Genomic DNA, 20,731 nt, shown 5'->3' on the forward strand with positions numbered 1-20,731 from the left:
TTTGACAATAACAAATTACTTTTTACATTTTATCAATCAAACAGTCCTTTTAACTGTTTCCCTATCCCACTGGCATCAACGGCCCCATTTTGAGCGGCCTCTACCAAAGTCATCATATTTTCGGGCTTCATTTTGTTTCCCAAAATGCGTATCAAGGCAAAGCCATTTTCGTCATCGCTTCCAAAAACAATTACTTCATCAATAGCATCGTCATCACCTAAATACTTTACAACCCCTTTATGTTTTCCGCTATTGATAACCATGAGATCTTCATATTTTTCATTTTTTAAAATCTCCTTAACGGTATTCTTTTCAACTTCATATTCGGCTTTATTTTCTCCATTAATCTTAAAGGCCAAAACATTTAGTTTTTTAACAGACTCGTAGGCTTCTTTTTGTTGTTGACTTAAAGAAGACTTTGAAACGTCTAAAATACTCGAAGGAATATCCAGGGAAATAAAATTTGGATTGTCGTTATTGTTTACAAAATATTCTTGTAAACTGGGTTTGTTATTGCTGCAAGATACTGCAACAAAAACTGTAATTATTAATAAAATGACTTGTTTTTTCATGATGAGTTTATAAAATTGATAGTTTGTAAAGCTAAAAAGGAAGTGAGGGAAAGGGTTAAAGCGTGAAGCTGTAAATTCGAGCGTTCGTAAAAGCTACAAAATGCATCGTTAAAAAAACTTTCGACTTCCAGCTTCAAAGTTTCCCTCAGAACCTAATTATTTATTGTCGTTTCCGGCTTTCCCCAATTGATCGCCACCGGGAAGGTCCATCTTGGAAGTTAGTTTGGAAATTTGCCTCAAATCGATATTTCCGGTCAGGGAAAGGAGCACCGTTTCGGGTTTTTTGCCATTAAACTCCAATTCGTCGTAATTTAGATCGGTTACAAACATAAGCAACTCCTTGACGTGGTTGGCATCGGCACCTTCCTTTACGTAAAACTTCACATTGGATTCTCCATCGCGCACCCGCATCAACTCTTCAAAAGAAGAACTTTTTAGGTGGTTTGTAACCCAACCATCGATATCTTTGGTTATGTTCGGGTTCTCGGTGGTAATAACCTTAAAACTGGTTATGTTGTTCACCAGGTCAAAAACAGCTTCTGCATCGGGATCGTCGGTGCTTATGTTGATCTTGCTCAACATCTGAAACATTTTTGGCTGTAGGGCCACAAAGGTTACTTCGCTGTTCTCCGAATATTTATCAAAAATAGACTGTGCCTGCGACAATAGTGGGCTCACCGCTAATACTGCTATTAAAATTAATTTTTTCATGCGTTTAATTTTTAGTTTTTTTATTCGTTACTCAAAAATCGGTTAGTGTTTTTTTCAAATTCCTTCAAATAGGCCGCGCCTTCTGTTCCTTTGTTAAAATTATCAGATAACAGCGCCAGCGCTAATTGTGCCGACCGGATTTCCTCGGGGGTGTACTCTTCGTGCAACGAAGCGGTACCCGGCCTGTTTAAATAAATACCAAATACAAGGGCGGCTACGGCGGCAACAGAAATCCATTTTAAATAACTCGTATTTCTTCTAGGTTTTAATGGAACGTCTTGCGTGCTTTTCTCTTCTTTGGCTACAGAAAAGTAATTAAACAAAGGTTTGTATTCTTCCAAATGGGGGGCGACCCGCTCTTGAGAAAAATAACTCCTCAATTCGTTCTCCTCGGCTACGGTTGCCGTGGCCTCAAAGTACTTCTCTAGTAATTCTTCAATTTTATTTACTGATGCCATAGCTATGTTTTTTTAATAATTGTTCCCTTACTGCCTTACGGGCCCTGGATAGGGTTACCCTTATTGCAGTTTGGTTCATGTTCAACATTTCTTCTATTTCACTGTATTCATATTGTTCTATATCCCTTAATTGCAATACCATGCGTTGTTGTTCTGGCAAGGTATTCATTATTATGTTCATCCACTCCAGGCTGTCGTTTACTTCTACCTTTTTTTGTAAAGAAACGTTTTCGTCTTTGTAATTGGTATGTACCAATTTTAGGTTAGATGCCTGTTTAGACTTGAGCCTGTCCAGGCAATAGTTCTTGGTCATCGTCATTGCAAAAGCCTCCACATTGTTATAATTGTCCATTTTGTTTTTTTTAGACCATAGTTTCAACAATACTTCCTGCGTAGCATCTTCTGCTTCTTCCGTCGAGACCAACAACCTTTTTGCCAGCCTAAACAGCTTGTCCTTAAATGGCATGACCGTATGTAAAAATTCCGTTTGTTGCATTTTGTTGGTTGATTTGGAGAAGTGTTTTTAAGCACTCTCTATATGGAAGACGAACAACCTTGATTTTTGTTACAATAAATTTTTTTATTTCAATAAATGTAAGTAATCTTACAATTACAATACTAATCTATTTACATTACCGTTGTGATTAGCCCTATGTAAAAAGTCATACCGGTTGTACTTTAAAACCTATAAAATGAAACGTTTATTAAAATTTCAATGGGTATTATTATGTGCCCTATTTATAAATTTTGCCTGTACAGACAGAGACGACAATCCTGTAGACCCACCCGTTGACGGGGAATATGAAATCCAGGATTTTATCTGGAAAAGTATGAATTACTGGTATTACTGGCAAGAAGACGTTAACGATTTAGCTGATGATAGATTTGCTACTGATGAAGAATACACAAATTTCTTAAGCAATTATACTGACCCGGAAGATTTATTTAACAATTTAGTATATACTGAAGAAGACGACTTTTCATGGTATATTGAAGATGTTGACGAACAAGCTAATGAATTTAGAGGTATTTCAGAATCTTATGGAATCAGCCTAGCATATATTGTCCGTATAAGTCAAGACAGTAATGACGTTGTTGCCTTTGTTGGCTATGTAATTCCAAATTCTCCAGCTAGCGATGCTGGAATAAAGCGCGGCGATTTAATATACAAGGTAGATGGAACAAAATTAACAGTCAACAACTATCAATTACTTAATAATTTGTTTACTGAAAAATCCATTTCTCTTGGTTTTGGTGAATTTGAAAATGGCGCCTTTACAGGCAATGCAAACGATACCGACCTAACAGCTGTCCTTCTTAATGAAAATCCAGTTCATTACCATTCTGTTATTGAAGAAAACGGTAAAAAAATTGGCTATTTAGTATATAATAGCTTTATAAATACATACCATAAAGAACTTAATGATGTTTTTGCAGAATTTAAAGCAGCCAATATCGATGAACTTGTTTTAGATTTAAGGTATAACGGTGGGGGTTCTGTACTGACCGCGGCATTTTTGGCCAGTATGATTGATGGTACAACCACAACAGAGGATGTTTTTGCCGAATTGGAATTCAACGCAAAAAGAAACGAAAAAGAAGGAGGTACTTATCCTTTCTTTGATAAGGCGTTTATATATGACAAAACAACCGGCGAATATGCCGGTGAAGATGAAGATATTCAAATTAACCGTCTCACCACTTTGAACCGACTATATGTAATTGGCTCTGGCTATACAGCTTCTGCCAGCGAAATGATTATTAATGGGTTACGTCCTTTCATGGATGTAATATTGGTGGGGGAAACAACCGTTGGTAAAAATGAAGGCTCTATTACAGTATATGACTCTGGTGTTAATTATACAGATAGTGAAAATAGAAACCCTAACCATAATGTTGGGCTTCAACCAATCGTTTTTCAAATATTTAACAGCGAAAAAGAAAATAATTACGATAACGGATTTGAACCAGATATTACAATTGAAGAAGCGCCTTATGCCGCCAATATATTGCCATTTGGAGACCCCAACGAAATTATGCTGAGAACTACACTGGATGCCATATCGGGCGCTAGTGCAAAAAGTAGCCTATCGCGAAAAGGAACCTTGCCAGCTGTAGCAAAAATTAAAGGGAAGAAATTTAGTACCGAAATGTATATCGCACCAGGCGATGAAAAGTTTTTAAAATAATACAAACCAACAAAATATAAAACGGGTGCAAAGTAAAATTTTGCACCCGTTTTTGTTTCCTACAAACTCAATCTAAATCCTGCCCTTATGTTTCTTCCTTTAGTGGTATAGCCCACTACTTCTACATATTCTTCATTAAAAATATTATCTAAATTGAAAAACACATTCAATCTTTTCGAGAATTGATGGTTTATATTGAAGTTAAGCAATGAAAACGCATCCAATGCTATATTTTCTGAAGTAAAATCGGGGTTGTATACAACATCCAGCCTTTCCCCTGTATATTGATAGTTCAGGCCAAGAAATGTTTTTTGCAGCAACTTATAACTTATATTGGCATTTGCCTTGTGCTTCGGGATACGCAACGCCACTTTGTCCCTGTTTTCGGTAAATGTGTAATTGGCATCTAGCTGCAATGCTTCCAAAGGATTGTAAGCCACCTCTACTTCTACCCCGTTTACGGTAAAAGCTTCTTCTATATTGGTGTACATGCTTTCAAAAGTATCTGGGTCTACCACAGTATAATCTATAAAGTTTTTTGCTTCCCTGTTAAAATATAAGGCGCTCAACCTAAATTTGTTGTTGTTAAATTCCATCCCGCCTTCCAAGGTTCGGTCTTCTTCGGGTTTTAGGTCTGGATTGGCCCCAAACGCCCCAAATAATTGTGATAATGTTGGCGCTATGTACGAACTGCTGTAGGAGCCCAAGAATTTTAAATAGCTTCCGGCAAGGTCAACTACATACGACGGATTCAGGTTATAGGTAAAATGACTCCCATATTCGCTATGGTTGTTCCAACGGCCACCGGCATTGAGGTTCAAACCAAAATTAGAAACCCATACCACGTTTGCATACGGATCGGTAACATTAAAATCGGTTTCCGCTCCCAAGGTGGCCTCGTTTTTTATGTAATTTATCCCTACAATGGTATAAAATTTATCGCTAAAATTATACTTGTTAAACAAATCCACCACGGTACTGTTTGCTTCATAAGCATTAGGATAGGCTGAATAAATATCCCTGTCAATTGTATTATAAGATGCGTTTAGCGTTACACTCCCGTTGCTATATGTATATTCGGGAGCAATGGTAACCCTAAATTGTTCACTTTCAGAAAAACTATTGTCGTCCTGCAATGGCGAAGAACTATCAAAAGCCGCTTTAAACTTATCGTAATACCCTAATATTTTAAACGAAAACCTATCAGAAAAACGATACCCCAAATTAATGTTTGAATTAATGCGGTTAAACGGATCTTTTTCATCCCCTATTACTGCCGAAAGTCCGTTGGTATATTGATTTCCAAATCCTGCCAAATAGCTAAACTTTCCCAAGGTTCCGTTTACGGAAACGTTGTTGGAAAAATCAGATAAGTTATAGTCGTCTTCATTGGCCGGTTGGTTGGTACCAAAACTACTTTGAAAATTTCCAGATATTTTGTCTTTCCCCGGCTTTTTGGTGGTTATATTAATTACCGCTGTCGCTGCGCGGTTACCGTACAGCGTACTCGAAGCACCCTTTACAATTTCAATGGATTCAATCTCGCCTAGGTCCATCAGGCGCAAATCGTAATCGCCCGCTATTTGAGACGGATCGCTTACCTGTATCCCATCAATCAAAACCAAAACCTGCCTATTGTTACCGCCCCTGACAAAATAAGAAAGATTTTGCCCGGCATTGCTGCGGCTCCCGTTAATCTCGATACCACTCTTGGAATTAATAATCTCTGCAACCGACCTCCCTTGGTTACGTTGCAGCTCGGCCTGTGTAATTTGGATTACCGTTTTGCCCGAATGTTCTCTTTTTAGCGAAAAACGGGAATCGGTTACCACTACTTCTTCCAACTGACGGACATCGTTATCCTGCTGGTTTTCTTTTTCTTGAGCCGCCCCAACTGTGCATAAAAATCCTGTTGCACAAAGTAAAAAAATACGTTTGTTCATTTTTTAAGTTAATAAATGGGAAAAAAGTATGAGTTTACCCATACGCAAACTTTTATCCCGAAAGTTTGACATAAATATCGAATAAAGGCAGGTCTCCTGGCTTGTTCTTACGTTGTTTTACCTTCCCGCTTCAACTTGAAACAGTGGTCTTTTGAAGTAAACAACACACTAAAAAAATACGTTTTCAACTTTTTTTAGATACCAAAAACGACCCCGATAATCTTCGGGACGGTATAAAACTTACAGTTGCGGGAACAGCTACGGATTTTAACCGTATTCCCTTTTCATTTAGATATGCCGAAAAAGCAAATCTAAAACCTTAAATTCGCTACGAAATTAAACATTTTGCCATAGCTTGCCATTAAAACATTAATTAATCTTAATTTTATTGCTGAATTTTTCATGGTATAGTTACTAGCCATAAGTGTAAGCTACATTCACAATAAGTAACCCAACAACAACTTAAGCATACAACTTAAATGAAAAAAATAGTTTTCCTATTAATTATTGCATTCATATCCTGCAAGAAAGAGCCCAAAAAAGCAACTTCAGAAACACCAAATAACATTCCCGTTAAGAAAGAAGATGCCGTTGATATTCCCATTGAATACGCAAAGGGTTTTTCCATACAAAAACAAGGTAACCTAACCATTATAAAAGTCAATGCCCCATGGCCAAATGCTCATAAAACATATACTTATGCATTGATAGATAAAAAGAAAATGGAGACCATCCGTATAAATTCTTCTTTATACGATGCCGTTATCCCTACCCCCGTTAACCGACTTGTAGCTACTTCTACAACACACATTCCCGCCATTGAGGCATTGGGCGTTGAAAATACATTAATTGGCTTTCCGGGAACCAATTATGTTTCTTCTAAAAAAGTAAGGAAAAAGATTGATGAAGGTAAAGTTACAAACCTTGGCCTCAACGAGTCCATAAACACCGAAGTACTGGTTAACCTGCAACCGGAACTTATAATGGGTTTTACCGTTGAAGGGCAAAACAAAACCTACAGCACCATTGAAAATGCAGGAATTCCGGTGGTCTACAATGGCGACTGGGTCGAGGAAACGCCTTTGGGAAAAGCAGAATGGATTAAGTTTTTTGGTCCGTTTTTTCAAAAAGGAAGAGAAGCCGACAGTATTTTTAACAGCATAGCAAAATCGTATCAAGAAGCTAAAACATTGGCCACTACGGCTAAAAATAAGCCAACGGTTTTAAGCGGGTCCATGTTTAAGGATATTTGGTACGTTCCAGCAGGAAAGAGTTGGGTAGCACACTTCCTGGAAGATGCCAATGCCAATTATTTATGGAAAGACAGCTTTGGAACAGGAAGCCTTTCCCTAAATTTTGAAACCGTATTGGAAAAAGCTAAAAATGCCGATTTCTGGATTGGTCCCGGACAGTTTGTAAGCTACAATCAATTAAAAGAAACCAATATGCATTATACGCAATTCAAGGCCTATAAAGACAAAAAGATATACACCTATAGCCTTGCAACCGGAGCAACCGGAGGTATACTCTATTACGAGTTGGCACCAAACAGACCGGATATTGTTTTAAAAGATATAATTCATATTTTGCACCCCGAAATCCTCCCAGATTACAAAACTGTTTTCTTTAAGCAATTACAGCCTTGAACTCATTAAAATCATACCGCGTACAATTTATCTTCATAATAATTTTATTATGTGCCTGCTTTATGGTTAATATAAGTTTAGGCTCTGTACATATTCCGTTCAAGGAAGTATTTAAGTCGCTGTTCGGGGAAAATACAGGCCACCAATCATGGCAATATATCATTATAAACTACCGCCTGCCCAAAGCTGTTACGGCAATTTTGGTAGGAATGTCATTATCCATAAGCGGTTTGTTAATGCAAACAATATTTAGAAATCCATTGGCCGGTCCATTTGTATTGGGCATCAGTTCTGGTGCCAGTTTGGGTGTAGCCATTTTTATAATGGGGTCTTCCATATTTACTGGAATTTTTGCCTCGTTCATGATTAGCAGCGTTTCTACCGCCATAGCCGCTACCTTAGGAAGTTTTATAGTCCTTTTTTCAATTTTTGTAATAGCCAATAAGGTTAGGGACACCATGGCCTTGCTCATTATCGGGTTGATGTTTGGCAGTATTACTGCTTCCATAGTCAATGTGCTTTCCTATTTTACCAGCAAAGAAAAACTGCAACAATACATTTTTTGGTCGTTTGGCAGCCTCGGAAACCTTAGTTGGGATCAGGTTTATTTGTTAATCTGTATGGTTTTTATAGGATTGGTTTTAACCGTAATAAGCATAAAGTCGCTAAATGCATTCCTGCTGGGCGAAAATTATGCCCGCAGCATTGGTGTTAACCTAAAAAAATCCCGTTACCTTATAATTGCCGCCACCAGTATTTTAGCCGGGAGCATTACGGCTTTTGCCGGGCCCATTGCTTTTATAGGCTTGGCGGTCCCCCATTTAACAAGACAACTTTTCAACACTCAAAATCATCATGTATTAATTCCTGCTACGGCATTTTATGGAGCTCTGCTTATGTTAATTTGCGACACTGTTGCTCAGGTTCCAAATAGCGAGTTCTCATTGCCCATTAATGCAATTACCTCTATTGTTGGGGCTCCCGTTATTATTTGGTTGCTTATTAGAAAAAGAAAAATGATTTTTTAAAATAACTTACTAATAATCAATACAATATAGTAGTAAATAAATATTTTTTTATAGATTATTTTTTTATGTAGTATAAAATAACTATTATTATCTCTAATTATATAACCTATAAATCTTATTTAAATGAAAAAGTTTTTATTTTATGCTTGTTAATGATGTCATTCCCATTCATTTCATGTAGTAGTGACGATGATTCAACCCAAGAAGAACCTGAAGTTGAAGAAACTATTCTTAGTTATCAAGATGTTGAGTTTGGTCAGACTACTGATGCTGATATGGGTATCTTTTTTTCTTCATCAACAGGAGAAGTATTTAATTCAGAAGAAGCCGCCTCTAATGCAGATGTTATAGAATTGGCGTATGTAGGAAGTGAATCTACGTTTATATACTTCACAAGCCCCGATGATAGTTCGTCTACCGAGGTAGATATTCCCAACGCACGTTCAACAAAAGTCATGAACGCTAAAACAGGTGTTACCGGAGAAATGTTTGATGATATCGATGAAGCTGATGATTTTGACAGCATTGAAGTTGTTAATGACAACGAAGCCATAGGCACATTGGAATTTCCTGTTGTGGTTCTTTTTGAAACCCAAGATGGAAAAAAAGGAGCCGTAAAATTAAAAGCTATCAATGCAACTAGACTTTTGGTAGATATTAAAGTGGTGAAATAAATTTCCCAAAATATTCATACATTTAAGCCTTCATTTAATAAATGAAGGCTTTTATTTTAATTGATATCTTATAATCTCTTCAAATCAAAATATCACTTTAAAAACACGTAACCTTGAAATTGGGTATTTTTCAGGAAAACGCCCCCATGCGGTAGCCAGAAACATTCATTTCGATTTAAATCTTGGCGAGCTTTCGGCAGTTGTTGGGGCAAATGGAATAGGGAAATCTACATTGTTGCGTACTTTGGCCAGAGTCCAACCTGCCATATCTGGAGATATTACATTAAAGAACGAGCCGCTACATACCTATACGGGGATTCAACTGGCAACAGAGATCAGTGTTGTTTTAACAGAACATATCCCTGCTAAAAACTTAACCGTTATTGAGTTAATTGCCCTTGGAAGACAGCCGTATACCAATTGGGTCGGAACACTTTCTCAAGTGGACAAACAAAAGGTAAATGAAGCAATTTCCCTGATAGGACTGGAAAACATAAAACATAAAAAATGTTATGAGCTAAGTGACGGACAGTTACAGCGGGTCATGATTGCACGTGCCTTGGCGCAAGACACATCTATAATTATTTTGGACGAGCCCACAACTCATCTCGATATTTACCACAAGGCTTATGTGCTTAATCTGCTAAAAAGAATAGCAAGAGAAACAGAAAAAGCCATACTATTTTCGACTCACGAAATAGATATGGCCATTCAATTATGTGATAAAATACTTGTTTTGGATACCGAAAATTCCAGTTTTGGCGAACCTTGTTCTTTAATTGAAAAAGGAAGCTTTCAACATTTATTTCCCGGCGACCTCGTTTCTTTTGATAGCAATTCGGGTACTTTTAAGATAAATAAATAACATATTTTTCGATATTTTTTCAACCTTAAATGCTGGCATTAAAAGTAAAAAATCTATACGGTTTTATATACCTTGCCGGAAATGCCTACTTCTATTTAAAATCCAAATCTACAACTACCGGAAAATGATCTGATGGATATTTACAATTCTTAGAATCGCTCAAAATACCACTTTTAAGCACCTTAAAATCGTTTTTGGTAATAAAGATAAAATCAATTTTATTTTTAACGGGTTTTTCAAAATGAAAACCATTAAATGTCCCATCGGGGCCAAAAGCATTTTTCCCGGCTTCGCTATGCGTGTCTATCATTTCCTTTTTAATTTCCACAACTCCTTTAGAAGTGCTATCCAGGTTAAAATCTCCTGTTAATGCAACCGGCAACTGTTCTTTGTTTAAGGCTTTTATTTTTTTCAGGATAAGTTTGGCACTTTCATAACGGGCAACCTCGCCAATATGGTCAAAATGGGTGTTAAAAACCATAAATCGTTTCCCCGATGCCTTGTTTTCAAATTCTGCATATGTACAAATTCTGTTCAAGGCGGCATCCCATCCTTTAGAGGGTTGATCAGGCGTTGGCGACAGCCAAAATGTATTTTCAGAAATAACCTTTAATTTATCGGCATTGTAAAATATAGCCGAATATTCGCCTTCTTCATCGCCATTATCACGCCCCACGCCAATATATTTATAGTTTTCCAGTCCGTTTTGAATATCCTCCAATTGATGGTGCAGTCCTTCTTGCGTACCAAAAACATCGGGGGCATTATAGTTGAGCTGTGAAATTAAAAATTCTTTTCTGCTTTGCCAGTCATTTGCCGTATCAGAAGGATTATCGTACTTAATATTATACGTCATTACCTTAAGGTCCTGGGCCATTAATGTGCAGGATATAAAAAAGAATATCCCGATAAAAAGCTTTTTCATTGGTTTAAAATATGCTGTTGTTATATGTTCAAATTTACATTATTCTATTGGCGTTCCCCTTAGTTTTTCAAAAACTTTATACGAATTTTCGACTTTCTTTTTAGGCGCCCGCTCAAATTCCTTATCGGTAACTTTATATACCTTCTGAAGGGAGTCCAGTTTTTGGTGCATCATCATGATAACATCGGCATATTTCTCGTCGTTTATGGCGTTGTGAAGTTCTTTAGGATCTTTCTGAAGGTCGTAAAATTCCCATTCATCAATATCGTCGTAAAAATGCATCAACTTATACCGTTTGGTTTTTACGCCATAATGCTTTTTCACCATATGAAAAGCAGGATAATCGTAATAATGATAGTAAATAGCGCCCCTAAAATCGTCGTCGCTTACAGTACCGTCCAAGACAGGTTTAAACGATTTTCCCTGCATTCCATCCGTAAGAGAGTCGTTTGCCCCGGCATAATCCAAGAAAGTTTGTGCAAAGTCTAGGTTTTGCGTTAGCGCATCGACCACTGTTCCCGGTTTTATTTCTTTTGGATATTGAATCATGAACGGCATCCTAAACGATTCCTCATACATAAAACGCTTGTCAAAAAATCCTTTTTCGCCTAAATAAAACCCTTGATCGGAGGTATAAACCACAATAGTGTTTTTGTCCAGCCCATTTGCTTCAAGATAATCCAAAACCTTTCCCACGCCATCATCAACAGCTTTTACGGTGGCTAAATATTCGTGTAGATAACGTTGTGCCTTCCATTCGGCAAGTGCTTTGCCATGCAGGTTTGCTTTCCAAAAAGCATTGTTTTTGGGTAAATACACCGAGTCCCATATATGGCGCTGTTCTTTGGACATTCTATCAAAATCGTTTGTCCAGGGATTGTTGGAAAGCTCGGTACTTCCATATGCTTTGCTTAGTTTTAGGTCGTGGCCTTCGTACATATCTTTATAGATGGTCTGTATTTGTTGCTGAGCGGCCACTTGGTTTTCATGTTCGTCAAAATAAGTATCTGGAATTGGAAATTCAATCGAATCGTAAACCGATAAATAACGTAAAGGCGGCATCCAGTTTCGGTGCGGTGCCTTATGATGGAGCATCATAAAAAACGGCTTACCATTTTCTCTTTTATCTTTTAGCCAATCCAAGGCATCGTCCGTAATAATGTCGGTAGCATATCCATCTATTTTAATGGAATCGCCCATTCTTACAAAATCCGGATTGTAATAATGTCCTTGGTCATCAATAATATTCCAATAATCAAACCCCTGCGGATAACCATACAAATGCCATTTTCCTATCATGGCAGTTTGGTAGCCCAAGGTTTTAAGCTTTTTGGGCAATGTTGGTTGATTTCCGTCAAAACGCTCTCCATTTTGCCTAAACCCGTTAATATGACTGTGCTTTCCCGTAAGGATAACCGCCCTGCTCGGTCCGCATATGGAATTGGTACAATACGTGTGGTTAAACAAGGCGCCGTTTACTGCAATCCTATCTATATTGGGGGTTGGTGCCAGCTTGCTAAGTTCGCTTCCATATGCACTTATGGCCTGATAAGCATGATCATCGGCCATGATAAACAAAATATTCGGTTTTTGCTGTTCTGCTATGTCCTCCTTTTTGTTTTCCTGTTTTTTACATGCCGAAAAACACAAAAGAATACTAATACAGCTTATAATTATTTTTTTTAAGAAACTCATTTTTTTGAACTCAATTGAATGTTTGATTGTATTTTTTTGTTATTTAGGATGGCCTCCTCAATAAAATTGGCAATCTCATTGGTATATCCGTATGCCAAATTTGCCCAATCGTGGTTCCCTTCCGGGTCGGTTGCCAAAATATATGAAACCCCAAGTGCCGATAATTTATCGGCTATTGGTTTAGAGCCATACAGCATTAAGTAGCCCGGTGTGCCCTCATCGCAATAATGGTGTGCCGCCTGTCCATAAGGAACAAGGTTGTCTTTAATTCCGTGAAAAAGAAAAGCGGGAATGGCATTTTTTTCGTTCAGATCATCAATATCGACTATTGCACCCGCAAAAGAAATAACTCCAGCATAGGCAATATTACCATATGTTAGATCTTGGGTTGTATTGCTCTCCTTCATGTAAACAGTATTTAAAACAGCCTCGGCCCCGGCACTACTTCCCACCAAAATAATTTTTTTGGGATTTATTTTTAATGTTTTTGACTTGCTTATTAAAAATTTGGTCGCGCTTAAAACATCCTCGCTTGAAGCATTGAAAGTTTTTATTTTTTCTTCGGAAGGGCAATCGCAACCAAACCCGGTAGCCGTGCCTTTCCTGGTTAAACGATAACTCATGGAAGCCACTGCATACCCCTTTTTGGCCATTTCAACACAAAATTGTTTCTCTACGGGATTATTGCGTTTACCTGATGAAAAACCGCCACCGTGGACCAACAGCAGCAGCGGTTTTATTGTTGCTTTATCATCATTTGCATGATAAAAGTCTAATTGAAGGGAATCAATATAGGTATATGTTTCTGAATCTATTTCTGAAAAAATTGCATCTTTATAACGTTCTTGAGAAATTCCAAGATTGGCATAAAAACAAAGTATTAACGTGATTATTAAAACATTATTTTTCATTTTAACGGATTTTATCATTTTTCTATTCTAAGATAAATGATTTTTTTAAGTCGGCATTGGAATTACCGCCAACAAATACTTCAAAATCGCCTGGTTCGGCCACGAAATCCAAATTTCCGTTATAAAATTTTAAATCCTCCGGTTGTAAGGTAATGGTAACCGTTTTGCTCTCGCCTTTTTTTATGAATACCTTTTTAAAACCTTTTAATTGACGTTTTGGAGGGGTGATGCTCCTTACCACATCCCTTAAATATAGTTGAACTACTTCCTCTCCATCGTAATTTCCAGTATTTTTAACCTTGACAGAAACAGTTATCGATTCGCCTTGCGCTATTTTTTGTTTGCTTAGTCGAACATCTGAATATTCAAAAGTTGTGTAACTCAACCCGTATCCAAAAGGAAATAAAGGTGCATTTGGCTGGTCTAGATAATTGGACCTAAATTTTTGAAACTGGTCGTTTTCGGGAGCCGGACGTCCGGTATTCTTCATACTGTGATAAATAGGAATCTGACCTACGGCACGCGGCCAAGTGGCCGTTAATTTCCCCGACGGATTGTAATCTCCAAAAACAACATCGGCTACGGCATTTCCAGCCTCAACTCCCGGATGCCATACCTGAAGAATGCTTACAGGTAAATCAAACTCCTCTGTAATTACCAAGGGCCTACCGCTCATAAGTATCAAAACCACAGGTTTTCCGGTGGCAACCAGTGCATTTATTAATTTTTTCTGTGCTTGGGGAATGCTAATATCCGTTCTGCTTGCGGCTTCTCCGCTCATTTCTGTGGCCTCGCCTACAACAGCCACTACAACATCCGATTTTTCGGCGGCAGCTACGGCTTCCTTCAACAGGGTTTCGGGAGTTTCATTGCTAATCCCAACGCGGGGCCCAAATACATTTATTTTTTTGGCAAGCTCTTTATCATTTAAAACATTACTTCCCTTGGCATAATTAATTGTGGCATTGGGGGCAATATTATTAAAGCCTTCCTTAATGGTAATAGCATATTTTACGTCTCCAGTTGGCGCCCAAGTTCCCAGCATGTTGTTTCTACTGTCGGCCAGCGGGCCAACCAAAGCTATTTTGGTGGTTTTAGAAATTGGCAGTACGTTGTTTTCGTTCTTTAACAACACAAACGAATGTGCAGCCGCATTCCTGGCTATTTTTCTGTTTTCTTCCGTTAAAATATCCTTTTCGGGGCGTGAAGCATCGATATATCGATAAGGGTTATCCAACAAGCCCAATTTATATTTTGCCTCCAATATTCTTCTGCATGCATTTGTAATATCGGTTTCGGTTACCTTACCTTCATCTAAAGATTTTTTCAATGTACTTAAAAAACCTTCGCCCACCATATCCATATCCAGTCCTGCCTTTAGGGCCAATGCAGAAACAGCTTGCAAGTCGCCTAGGCCATGGGCAATCATTTCGTTAAGCGAAGTATAATCGGAAACCACAAAGCCGTCGAAATTCCAACGGTCCCGGAGCAAATCGGTCAACAACCATTTATTTGCGGTTGATGGAACCCCGTCTACATCGTTAAAAGAAGTCATAACACTTGCCGCCCCGGCATCTATTGCGGCTTTGTATGGCGGCAGGTATTGATTGAACATTTTTACATGGCCCATATCGACCGAATTATAATCACGTCCAGCTTCTACGGCACCGTACAGTGCAAAATGCTTAACACAGGCCAGCATTGTATTGTTTGCCGTTAGATCGGTGCCTTGATATCCTTTAACCATCGCTTCTGCAATAGCCGATCCCAGATACGGGTCTTCCCCCGCGCCTTCGGCAATTCTTCCCCAACGTGGATCGCGGGCAATATCTACCATGGGAGAAAAATTCCAGTTAATACCGTCAGCAGTGGCTTCCTTAGCCGCTATTTGAGCCGTGTTTTTAATTAAGTCCATATCCCAACTGGCCGAAAGTCCCAATGGAATGGGAAAAGTAGTTTTATAACCGTGAATAATATCTGAACCGAATAACAGGGGGATTCCAAGCCTACTATTTTTTACAGCAATGTCTTGCGCCTTTTTCATCTTTTCGGGACTTGCCACACCAAATAGCCCCCCAACATTTCCTGTTTTAATTTTAGCTTCTACATTTTTACTTACAACTTCGCCGGTGGCAACACCTCCGCCGGGTGTTAATAAGTTTAACTGTCCGATTTTCTCTTCGATCGTCATTTTTTCCAGAAGTTGCTCTACTTCTGGGATTTTCTTTGCATTTTGGGCTATTAGGCTTGTAGTGCCAATAAAACAAAATAATAGGGTTTTAAATATTCGCATTTTTTTAAATTGATATGTTTCTTATGTGTTGTTCATCTGCAACAAGTTGCCGTTCTTATCTGCCAGGCCTATAAAGCGCCTTGTAGAATTATAATGTCGAAAAAGATTTCGGTTTGCACAGAAATCGACATATTTTTCAGTCTCTGTTTTCGGTGAGTTTATGCGAAAACAGCCACGATAAAAAATCGAGTTCATGAAAAGCCCGATCCCAACTGTTGTGGTTTGCATTATCGTACAATGTAAATCTAGGGGAACCTCCTTCAGCTAACAATGCCTTTACCATCTCAAGGGAATGGTTGGGGTTTACTACATTATCTTGGGCACCATGAAAAACCCAAATAGGCGTATTTACATACTTCTTTACCAATTCTGTACTTCCGCCGCCACAAATTGGGATTGCGGCTGCAAATGTATCGGGCATTCGGGAAAGGATTTCGAAGGTGCCCATGCCGCCCATAGACAAACCTACAACATATACTTGTTGTTTATTTACATAGGGTTTGCTTACATATTCCCGAAGTAGGTCCATGGCCAAAGACATGGCTTTGGTAGGAGCTTTATCAGTATGAAATTTTAACTTTACGCCGTTATCGGAACGGTCTACACTGGCATTGGACCAATAGCTGTCTTTTGAACATTGCGGAAATATTATTATTGCCGGATAATTTTTGCGGTTTTCCTTGGAAGCAAAAAGGTCGCTACCGTGCATTAACTGACTTTCGTTGTCGTTACCGCGTTCTCCCGCGCCATGCAAAAAGAAAACAAGCGGATATGCTTTATTATCTGAAAAATTTTCTGGCAACATGATACGGTAACGCAACGTATCGCCATCTTTAACAAAATTATCTTTTTGGTAAAGGCTTTGTTGCGCCACCATAATCATTGGAAAACACAATATTAAAAAACTAACTAACTTAAATTTATTGTTCATTTTTTTGTTCGTTGATCGTTGTTTGTTTCGTTTGTACTTCTATTTCTTTCAATTCAAAAAATCAACATTCTTAAATGTAAAATCGTGATCGGCATCTTTTTTATAAGCATCCAGCCAAGGGGAATATGTGCTTACCGAAATACGTTTGTTTTCAATGTCTATCTTAACGATTCGTAAAAATCCGTCTCCGCCATTTTTCGAGCCTTCGACACCTTTTTGAAAGTTGGCCAACATTTGATATACCTTATTTCCGTTTTCTCCAGTAGAAACCAAAGTGCCCACTCCCGATTTTAAAACATGACCGCAAAAAACCATTATAACATTAGGGTGCTTGGCAACCAGTCTATTCCATAATTGCTTTCCGTTATTTACGGCATTATCCCCAGTTTCTTTCCCTAAACCATAAGCCTGGGCCTGCCACCAATCTTCTCCATCCTGCCATGTACTGTCTTCGTACAAATATGCATGCGTATTGATAATAATTTTTGCATCTGGATGCGATTCAATAATTTTATTTGCCCACGCTATGGTTTTGTTCCTCGGACCAAACTCTAATGAAAATACAAGCCATTTATATCCTGCGATATTAAATTGGCTGCATAGGTTATCTATAGTTCCCGAGGGAAAGGAAGCAAGAAGGTTTGAATTTTGCTTAAGGGCTTCTGCCTTAAAAAAATTATTGGCCTTTTCTGTATTTCTTACATCTGCAAATTTCCCCGGAACGCTTCCCATGTCGTGGTTCCCCAAACAAAAGGTATACGGTACTTTTCCGTTGAGCATATTAAAACCCTTTTTTGCAATTTGCCACTCTCCGGTAGAATTATTTTGTGTAATATCCCCTTCGTGAATTACAAATGAAAATCGATTTTTATTCCTGGCAATCCATTGCATTTGTTTTAGATAGATTTCCGGATGTTCCTCGACATACGATTGCGTATCGGGCAGGACAACAAATTCAAACGAAGTTTTTTCTGGGCTACAACCAATGGTCGCTGCAAAAAAAATACAGGTTATTAATTGCCAAGTAAACCTCATTTAATATTAATTAGAAATCGTAAATCCAAGTTTATCCAGTCCTTTTTGAACATCTTCGTTTTGCATAAACAAACTCCACAACAATCCGGTTCTATAATTCTCAATCATCACTGGAATTGGACCTTGGTCTATCGCCAGATATCTTGGTAAATACCAGTTATCCTGAAGACTAAAAGCATCGTACGGCCCATATTTACCAATTAAGGAATCCTGCTCTTTATACATATACCTTAAAAATTGCATGCTTTCTTTTGGAGTGTATGGCATTGACGACAATGCGGCCGTTGGAGAAATTACGCCCAAATCTTTGTCTCCGGGGTGATGGCCAGCATAACCATTCATGGAATAACTGGAAGTTAGCCCCCAACAACCTTTTCCGTATCCTTTAAAATGCTTTGGATTGTCTACACAATACCTGTACTGAATAAGTGCATGATTGCGATTTAATTGCCAATAATCTCCATACTGATCTTTAAGTCCCTTTGGATTTAAGCCTAAATAAGAATAATGTGCCCAAAATAAGGGGCCTACAGGATCATCATTGTGCTCGTAATGGTCTAATACCGTTGGCAGGTCATAATAAGTGGTACTTTTTGCAATGGCACCGTTACGTGCCCAGCCTTGTTCGTAAACTTCTTTAGAAATTGAATGTGTTGGAGAAGCAGCCGCCAAGACATACATAATTAGGCATTCGTTGTATCCACCCACCGGGAAATTCATTTTCCAGCCATTATTGGGCGACCAATGCCAATAGAGTACGTTTTCCCCTTTGGTGTACCAATCCCACTCTACTTCTTCGTACATTTTTTGGATATCGGCTACCAGTTGCTGTTCTCTTTCATTGCCGTCTTTATAATATTGGGCAACGGTTAAAAGCCCTTGGACCAAAAAGGCTGTTTCTACCAAATCGCCTCCATCGTCGAATTTACTAAATGGTTTTACTGTTCCGGTATTGTCGTCCATCCAATGTGGCCAAGCCCCGTGAAAACGGTCTGCTTTCTTTAAAAAATCTACAATTTTAACATACCTATCCAAAGCTTGTTCACGGGTAATATAGCCTCTTTCTATCCCTACCAGAATAGCCATTAAACCAAAACCGCTACCACCGGTTGTAACGATATGCTTATCGTTTGAAGGATAAATATTGTCTAAATGAATACGCTCGGCGGCCAAGCCAGAATTTGGTTGCGCGCCATCCCAAAAGTATTCAAAGGTTTGCCGCTGTACTTTGTCCATTAAAGCATTATCGTCTTTGGAGGGTGCAAACTGAGTTTCTTCGTTGGTTTTTTCAGAAGGCGTTTCTACGGCTTCTTTTTCTGTTTTTTTAGAACTGTCACATCCAGTTACTATGAATGTGACAGCTATAAATGCTAAAATTAATCGCATGAAGGTCTGTTTATTTTGCTTAAATTATTTACCAACCAGGGTTTTGAGGCATCTCTGGTGTCTGGATAAGTTGATCGTATGGAATTGGAAAAAGCTCATGCTTTCCGGTTATAAAAGTTTTACCAGCTGCTTCCATAGCGCTTTTAGCTTGTCCAGTTCTTAACAAGTCGAACCATCGATCATGCTCAAAAGCTAATTCCAATCTCCTTTCATTCCAAATTTTCTCACGTATTTCATTTTGGTCTGTAGAAGTAAATTCTGCTAAATTTACCCGGTCCCTTACAGTCTTTAATGAAGCAAGTGCGACAGATGTATTGCCAAGTTCGTTTGCAGCTTCAGCATGTATTAAATATACCTCAGCCAAACGTAGTATACGAACATTCTTATCTCCATCGGCTGCACCTGCATTATTGCTGGAATATGCTTTTTCATTATATCCCGAATTTTCAACAGATTCACTTACTTCCCTACCGTCCCATAAAGTCTCTCCAGGAAATATAATAGTTGCATTTTTTCTTATTTCGTCACCTTCAGCATCAAAAGCATCTACCAGGTTTTGAGATGGTGTATTAAAGCCCCATCCCCAACCACTGGTTCCACGAGCTCCTTGTGTTTGCGAGTATTGTTGAACTCCATGTGCTATGGACTCCCCTCTTGCTTGTACTTCAAAAATAGATTCTATTCCATTTTCTGAATACACCCTCCATATATCTTCATAATTGGGTTCTAAGCCATACTCTCCTGAACTTAATACAGCATTGGCCATGTCATATGCTTCTTGCCATTTCTCTTCGTATAAATATACTTTTGCAAGCAAAGCTTGTGCCGCTCCCTTAGTTGCCCTTCCTAAATCTTTACTAGCATATTCACTCTTCTTTGGTAGTGACTCTATGGCATCCATAAGGTCTTGTTCAATATAGGCGTACACTTCTGCTTTTGGTGCTCTTTCAGCAGGTTCCGAAACCCCTTGAATAGATACATCTCCAAAAGAACGCACCAACCAAAAATAATTAAGTGCTCTTAAAAATTTTGCTTCACCAATTAACCTAGTCTTGTAGGTAGCATCGTCAATGGTAGAAGTTTCAGTAAACTCTATAGCATTTGTTGCCCTTCCGATAGACTTATACCAATGTTCCCACATAGCTCTTATAGAGCCTGCTGATGTTGTATGTTCCAAATTGTCCAAAGCCTCTTTGTCTGCTCCTGGATCTGTTGGGGAACTTCCTTTGTCTGCATTGTCTGAAATCATATCGGTTATTCCTAAGTAAGAAAAGGCATAAGGCCATTCTGTTAACATTCCGTAAATTCCTGTTACGAAATTCTCGGCTTTTATTGTTTGTCCACTATCTTCTTGAGATATGTTTTCTCTAGAATCTACATCTAGATAATCTTCACTACATGCTGCAACACATAGAACTGCTACAAGAAGTAAGAGATATTTGTTATATTTTATTTTCATGATATATGCT

Annotated in this window: 18 protein-coding genes and 1 riboswitch; of the genes, 5 read left to right on the forward strand and 13 right to left on the reverse strand. The window is 38.4% G+C overall.

The genetic code is table 11. The features are described 5' to 3' along the window. Positions 1–32: 32 nt before the first annotated feature. The 4 genes from UXI14_RS01420 to UXI14_RS01435 form a co-directional block, all read right to left on the reverse strand. On the reverse strand, positions 33–572 hold the full coding sequence (locus UXI14_RS01420; RefSeq protein ID WP_277898747.1) for a DUF4252 domain-containing protein: 540 nt from the start codon (positions 570–572) through the stop codon (positions 33–35). A 156-nt stretch (positions 573–728) separates the two neighbouring features. Then, positions 729–1,283 (reverse strand): DUF4252 domain-containing protein, encoded by a 555-nt coding sequence (locus UXI14_RS01425; RefSeq protein WP_277898746.1) that lies wholly within the window; start codon positions 1,281–1,283, stop codon positions 729–731. Positions 1,284–1,303: 20 nt separating this feature from the next. Beyond that, a complete protein-coding gene (locus tag UXI14_RS01430; protein ID WP_335964469.1) occupies positions 1,304–1,741 on the reverse strand; it encodes a hypothetical protein in 438 nt (145 codons plus the stop codon). Then, on the reverse strand, positions 1,725–2,237 hold the full coding sequence (locus tag UXI14_RS01435) for an RNA polymerase sigma factor (RefSeq protein ID WP_335964471.1): 513 nt from the start codon (positions 2,235–2,237) through the stop codon (positions 1,725–1,727). Before UXI14_RS01435 ends, UXI14_RS01430 begins: the two co-directional genes overlap by 17 nt. A 196-nt stretch (positions 2,238–2,433) precedes the next feature. Between UXI14_RS01435 and UXI14_RS01440 the strand changes: the two genes are divergently transcribed. Further along, the gene (locus tag UXI14_RS01440; protein ID WP_335964472.1) at positions 2,434–3,930 is read left to right on the forward strand and encodes a S41 family peptidase; all 1,497 of its coding nucleotides are present in this window, start codon (positions 2,434–2,436) and stop codon (positions 3,928–3,930) included. 59 nt (positions 3,931–3,989) lie between these two features. On the opposite strand, the gene UXI14_RS01445 is transcribed toward UXI14_RS01440, so the two are convergent. Next, positions 3,990–5,873, reverse strand: a complete 1,884-nt coding sequence (locus UXI14_RS01445; RefSeq protein ID WP_335964473.1) for a TonB-dependent receptor — start codon at positions 5,871–5,873, stop codon at positions 3,990–3,992. Between the two features lie 68 nt (positions 5,874–5,941). Next, a riboswitch (cobalamin riboswitch) is annotated at positions 5,942–6,210 on the reverse strand. Positions 6,211–6,352: 142 nt separating this feature from the next. Here UXI14_RS01445 and UXI14_RS01450 point away from each other — a divergent pair. The 4 genes from UXI14_RS01450 to UXI14_RS01465 all read left to right on the forward strand — a co-directional run bounded on the left by UXI14_RS01450 (position 6,353) and on the right by UXI14_RS01465 (position 10,086). Further along, the gene (locus UXI14_RS01450; RefSeq protein ID WP_335964474.1) at positions 6,353–7,519 is read left to right on the forward strand and encodes an ABC transporter substrate-binding protein; all 1,167 of its coding nucleotides are present in this window, start codon (positions 6,353–6,355) and stop codon (positions 7,517–7,519) included. Beyond that, complete coding sequence (locus UXI14_RS01455) at positions 7,516–8,547, forward strand: iron ABC transporter permease (protein ID WP_335964475.1); 1,032 nt, start codon at positions 7,516–7,518, stop codon at positions 8,545–8,547. The genes UXI14_RS01450 and UXI14_RS01455 overlap by 4 nt, the downstream gene beginning before the upstream one ends. Before the next feature lie 155 nt (positions 8,548–8,702). After that, a complete protein-coding gene (locus UXI14_RS01460) occupies positions 8,703–9,221 on the forward strand; it encodes a hypothetical protein (RefSeq protein WP_335964476.1) in 519 nt (172 codons plus the stop codon). 163 nt (positions 9,222–9,384) lie between these two features. Next, positions 9,385–10,086, forward strand: a complete 702-nt coding sequence (locus UXI14_RS01465; RefSeq protein WP_335964543.1) for an ABC transporter ATP-binding protein — start codon at positions 9,385–9,387, stop codon at positions 10,084–10,086. A gap of 91 nt (positions 10,087–10,177) precedes the next feature. Here UXI14_RS01465 and UXI14_RS01470 read toward each other — a convergent pair whose 3' ends face one another. The 8 genes from UXI14_RS01470 to UXI14_RS01505 all read right to left on the reverse strand — a co-directional run bounded on the left by UXI14_RS01470 (position 10,178) and on the right by UXI14_RS01505 (position 20,721). After that, on the reverse strand, positions 10,178–11,011 hold the full coding sequence (locus tag UXI14_RS01470; RefSeq protein ID WP_335964477.1) for an endonuclease/exonuclease/phosphatase family protein: 834 nt from the start codon (positions 11,009–11,011) through the stop codon (positions 10,178–10,180). Between the two features lie 39 nt (positions 11,012–11,050). Next, complete coding sequence (locus UXI14_RS01475) at positions 11,051–12,706, reverse strand: sulfatase (RefSeq protein ID WP_335964478.1); 1,656 nt, start codon at positions 12,704–12,706, stop codon at positions 11,051–11,053. After that, entirely contained in the window at positions 12,703–13,617 is a 915-nt protein-coding gene (locus tag UXI14_RS01480) for an alpha/beta hydrolase (protein WP_335964479.1), read from the reverse strand. Before UXI14_RS01480 ends, UXI14_RS01475 begins: the two co-directional genes overlap by 4 nt. Before the next feature lie 22 nt (positions 13,618–13,639). Next, positions 13,640–15,910, reverse strand: coding sequence for a beta-glucosidase BglX (bglX, locus tag UXI14_RS01485; protein WP_335964480.1), 2,271 nt, complete (start codon positions 15,908–15,910; stop codon positions 13,640–13,642). A gap of 136 nt (positions 15,911–16,046) precedes the next feature. Continuing rightward, positions 16,047–16,841, reverse strand: a complete 795-nt coding sequence (locus tag UXI14_RS01490; protein WP_335964481.1) for a prolyl oligopeptidase family serine peptidase — start codon at positions 16,839–16,841, stop codon at positions 16,047–16,049. Positions 16,842–16,889: 48 nt separating this feature from the next. Next, positions 16,890–17,876 (reverse strand): metallophosphoesterase, encoded by a 987-nt coding sequence (locus UXI14_RS01495; RefSeq protein WP_335964482.1) that lies wholly within the window; start codon positions 17,874–17,876, stop codon positions 16,890–16,892. Positions 17,877–17,882: 6 nt separating this feature from the next. Beyond that, on the reverse strand, positions 17,883–19,262 hold the full coding sequence (locus UXI14_RS01500; RefSeq protein ID WP_335964483.1) for a glucoamylase family protein: 1,380 nt from the start codon (positions 19,260–19,262) through the stop codon (positions 17,883–17,885). A gap of 28 nt (positions 19,263–19,290) precedes the next feature. Further along, positions 19,291–20,721 (reverse strand): RagB/SusD family nutrient uptake outer membrane protein, encoded by a 1,431-nt coding sequence (locus UXI14_RS01505; RefSeq protein ID WP_335964484.1) that lies wholly within the window; start codon positions 20,719–20,721, stop codon positions 19,291–19,293. Between the last annotated feature and the right edge of the window lie 10 nt (positions 20,722–20,731).

It is taken from the genome of Galbibacter sp. PAP.153, from assembly GCF_037029175.1.
Taxonomy (GTDB): domain Bacteria; phylum Bacteroidota; class Bacteroidia; order Flavobacteriales; family Flavobacteriaceae; genus Galbibacter; species Galbibacter pacificus.

Bases quoted from the DNA above. Each gene is read 5' to 3' on its own strand.
- UXI14_RS01420 (WP_277898747.1), bottom strand. From the start codon at position 572: ATGAAAAAACAAGTCATTTTATTAATAATTACAGTTTTTGTTGCAGTA.
- UXI14_RS01425 (WP_277898746.1), bottom strand. From the start codon at position 1,283: ATGAAAAAATTAATTTTAATAGCAGTATTAGCGGTGAGCCCACTATTG.
- UXI14_RS01430 (WP_335964469.1), bottom strand. From the start codon at position 1,741: ATGGCATCAGTAAATAAAATTGAAGAATTACTAGAGAAGTACTTTGAG.
- UXI14_RS01435 (WP_335964471.1), bottom strand. From the start codon at position 2,237: ATGCAACAAACGGAATTTTTACATACGGTCATGCCATTTAAGGACAAG.
- UXI14_RS01440 (WP_335964472.1), top strand. From the start codon at position 2,434: ATGAAACGTTTATTAAAATTTCAATGGGTATTATTATGTGCCCTATTT.
- UXI14_RS01445 (WP_335964473.1), bottom strand. From the start codon at position 5,873: ATGAACAAACGTATTTTTTTACTTTGTGCAACAGGATTTTTATGCACA.
- UXI14_RS01450 (WP_335964474.1), top strand. From the start codon at position 6,353: ATGAAAAAAATAGTTTTCCTATTAATTATTGCATTCATATCCTGCAAG.
- UXI14_RS01460 (WP_335964476.1), top strand. From the start codon at position 8,703: ATGTCATTCCCATTCATTTCATGTAGTAGTGACGATGATTCAACCCAA.
- UXI14_RS01470 (WP_335964477.1), bottom strand. From the start codon at position 11,011: ATGAAAAAGCTTTTTATCGGGATATTCTTTTTTATATCCTGCACATTA.
- UXI14_RS01475 (WP_335964478.1), bottom strand. From the start codon at position 12,706: ATGAGTTTCTTAAAAAAAATAATTATAAGCTGTATTAGTATTCTTTTG.
- UXI14_RS01480 (WP_335964479.1), bottom strand. From the start codon at position 13,617: ATGAAAAATAATGTTTTAATAATCACGTTAATACTTTGTTTTTATGCC.
- bglX (WP_335964480.1), bottom strand. From the start codon at position 15,910: ATGCGAATATTTAAAACCCTATTATTTTGTTTTATTGGCACTACAAGC.
- UXI14_RS01490 (WP_335964481.1), bottom strand. From the start codon at position 16,841: ATGAACAATAAATTTAAGTTAGTTAGTTTTTTAATATTGTGTTTTCCA.
- UXI14_RS01495 (WP_335964482.1), bottom strand. From the start codon at position 17,876: ATGAGGTTTACTTGGCAATTAATAACCTGTATTTTTTTTGCAGCGACC.
- UXI14_RS01500 (WP_335964483.1), bottom strand. From the start codon at position 19,262: ATGCGATTAATTTTAGCATTTATAGCTGTCACATTCATAGTAACTGGA.
- UXI14_RS01505 (WP_335964484.1), bottom strand. From the start codon at position 20,721: ATGAAAATAAAATATAACAAATATCTCTTACTTCTTGTAGCAGTTCTA.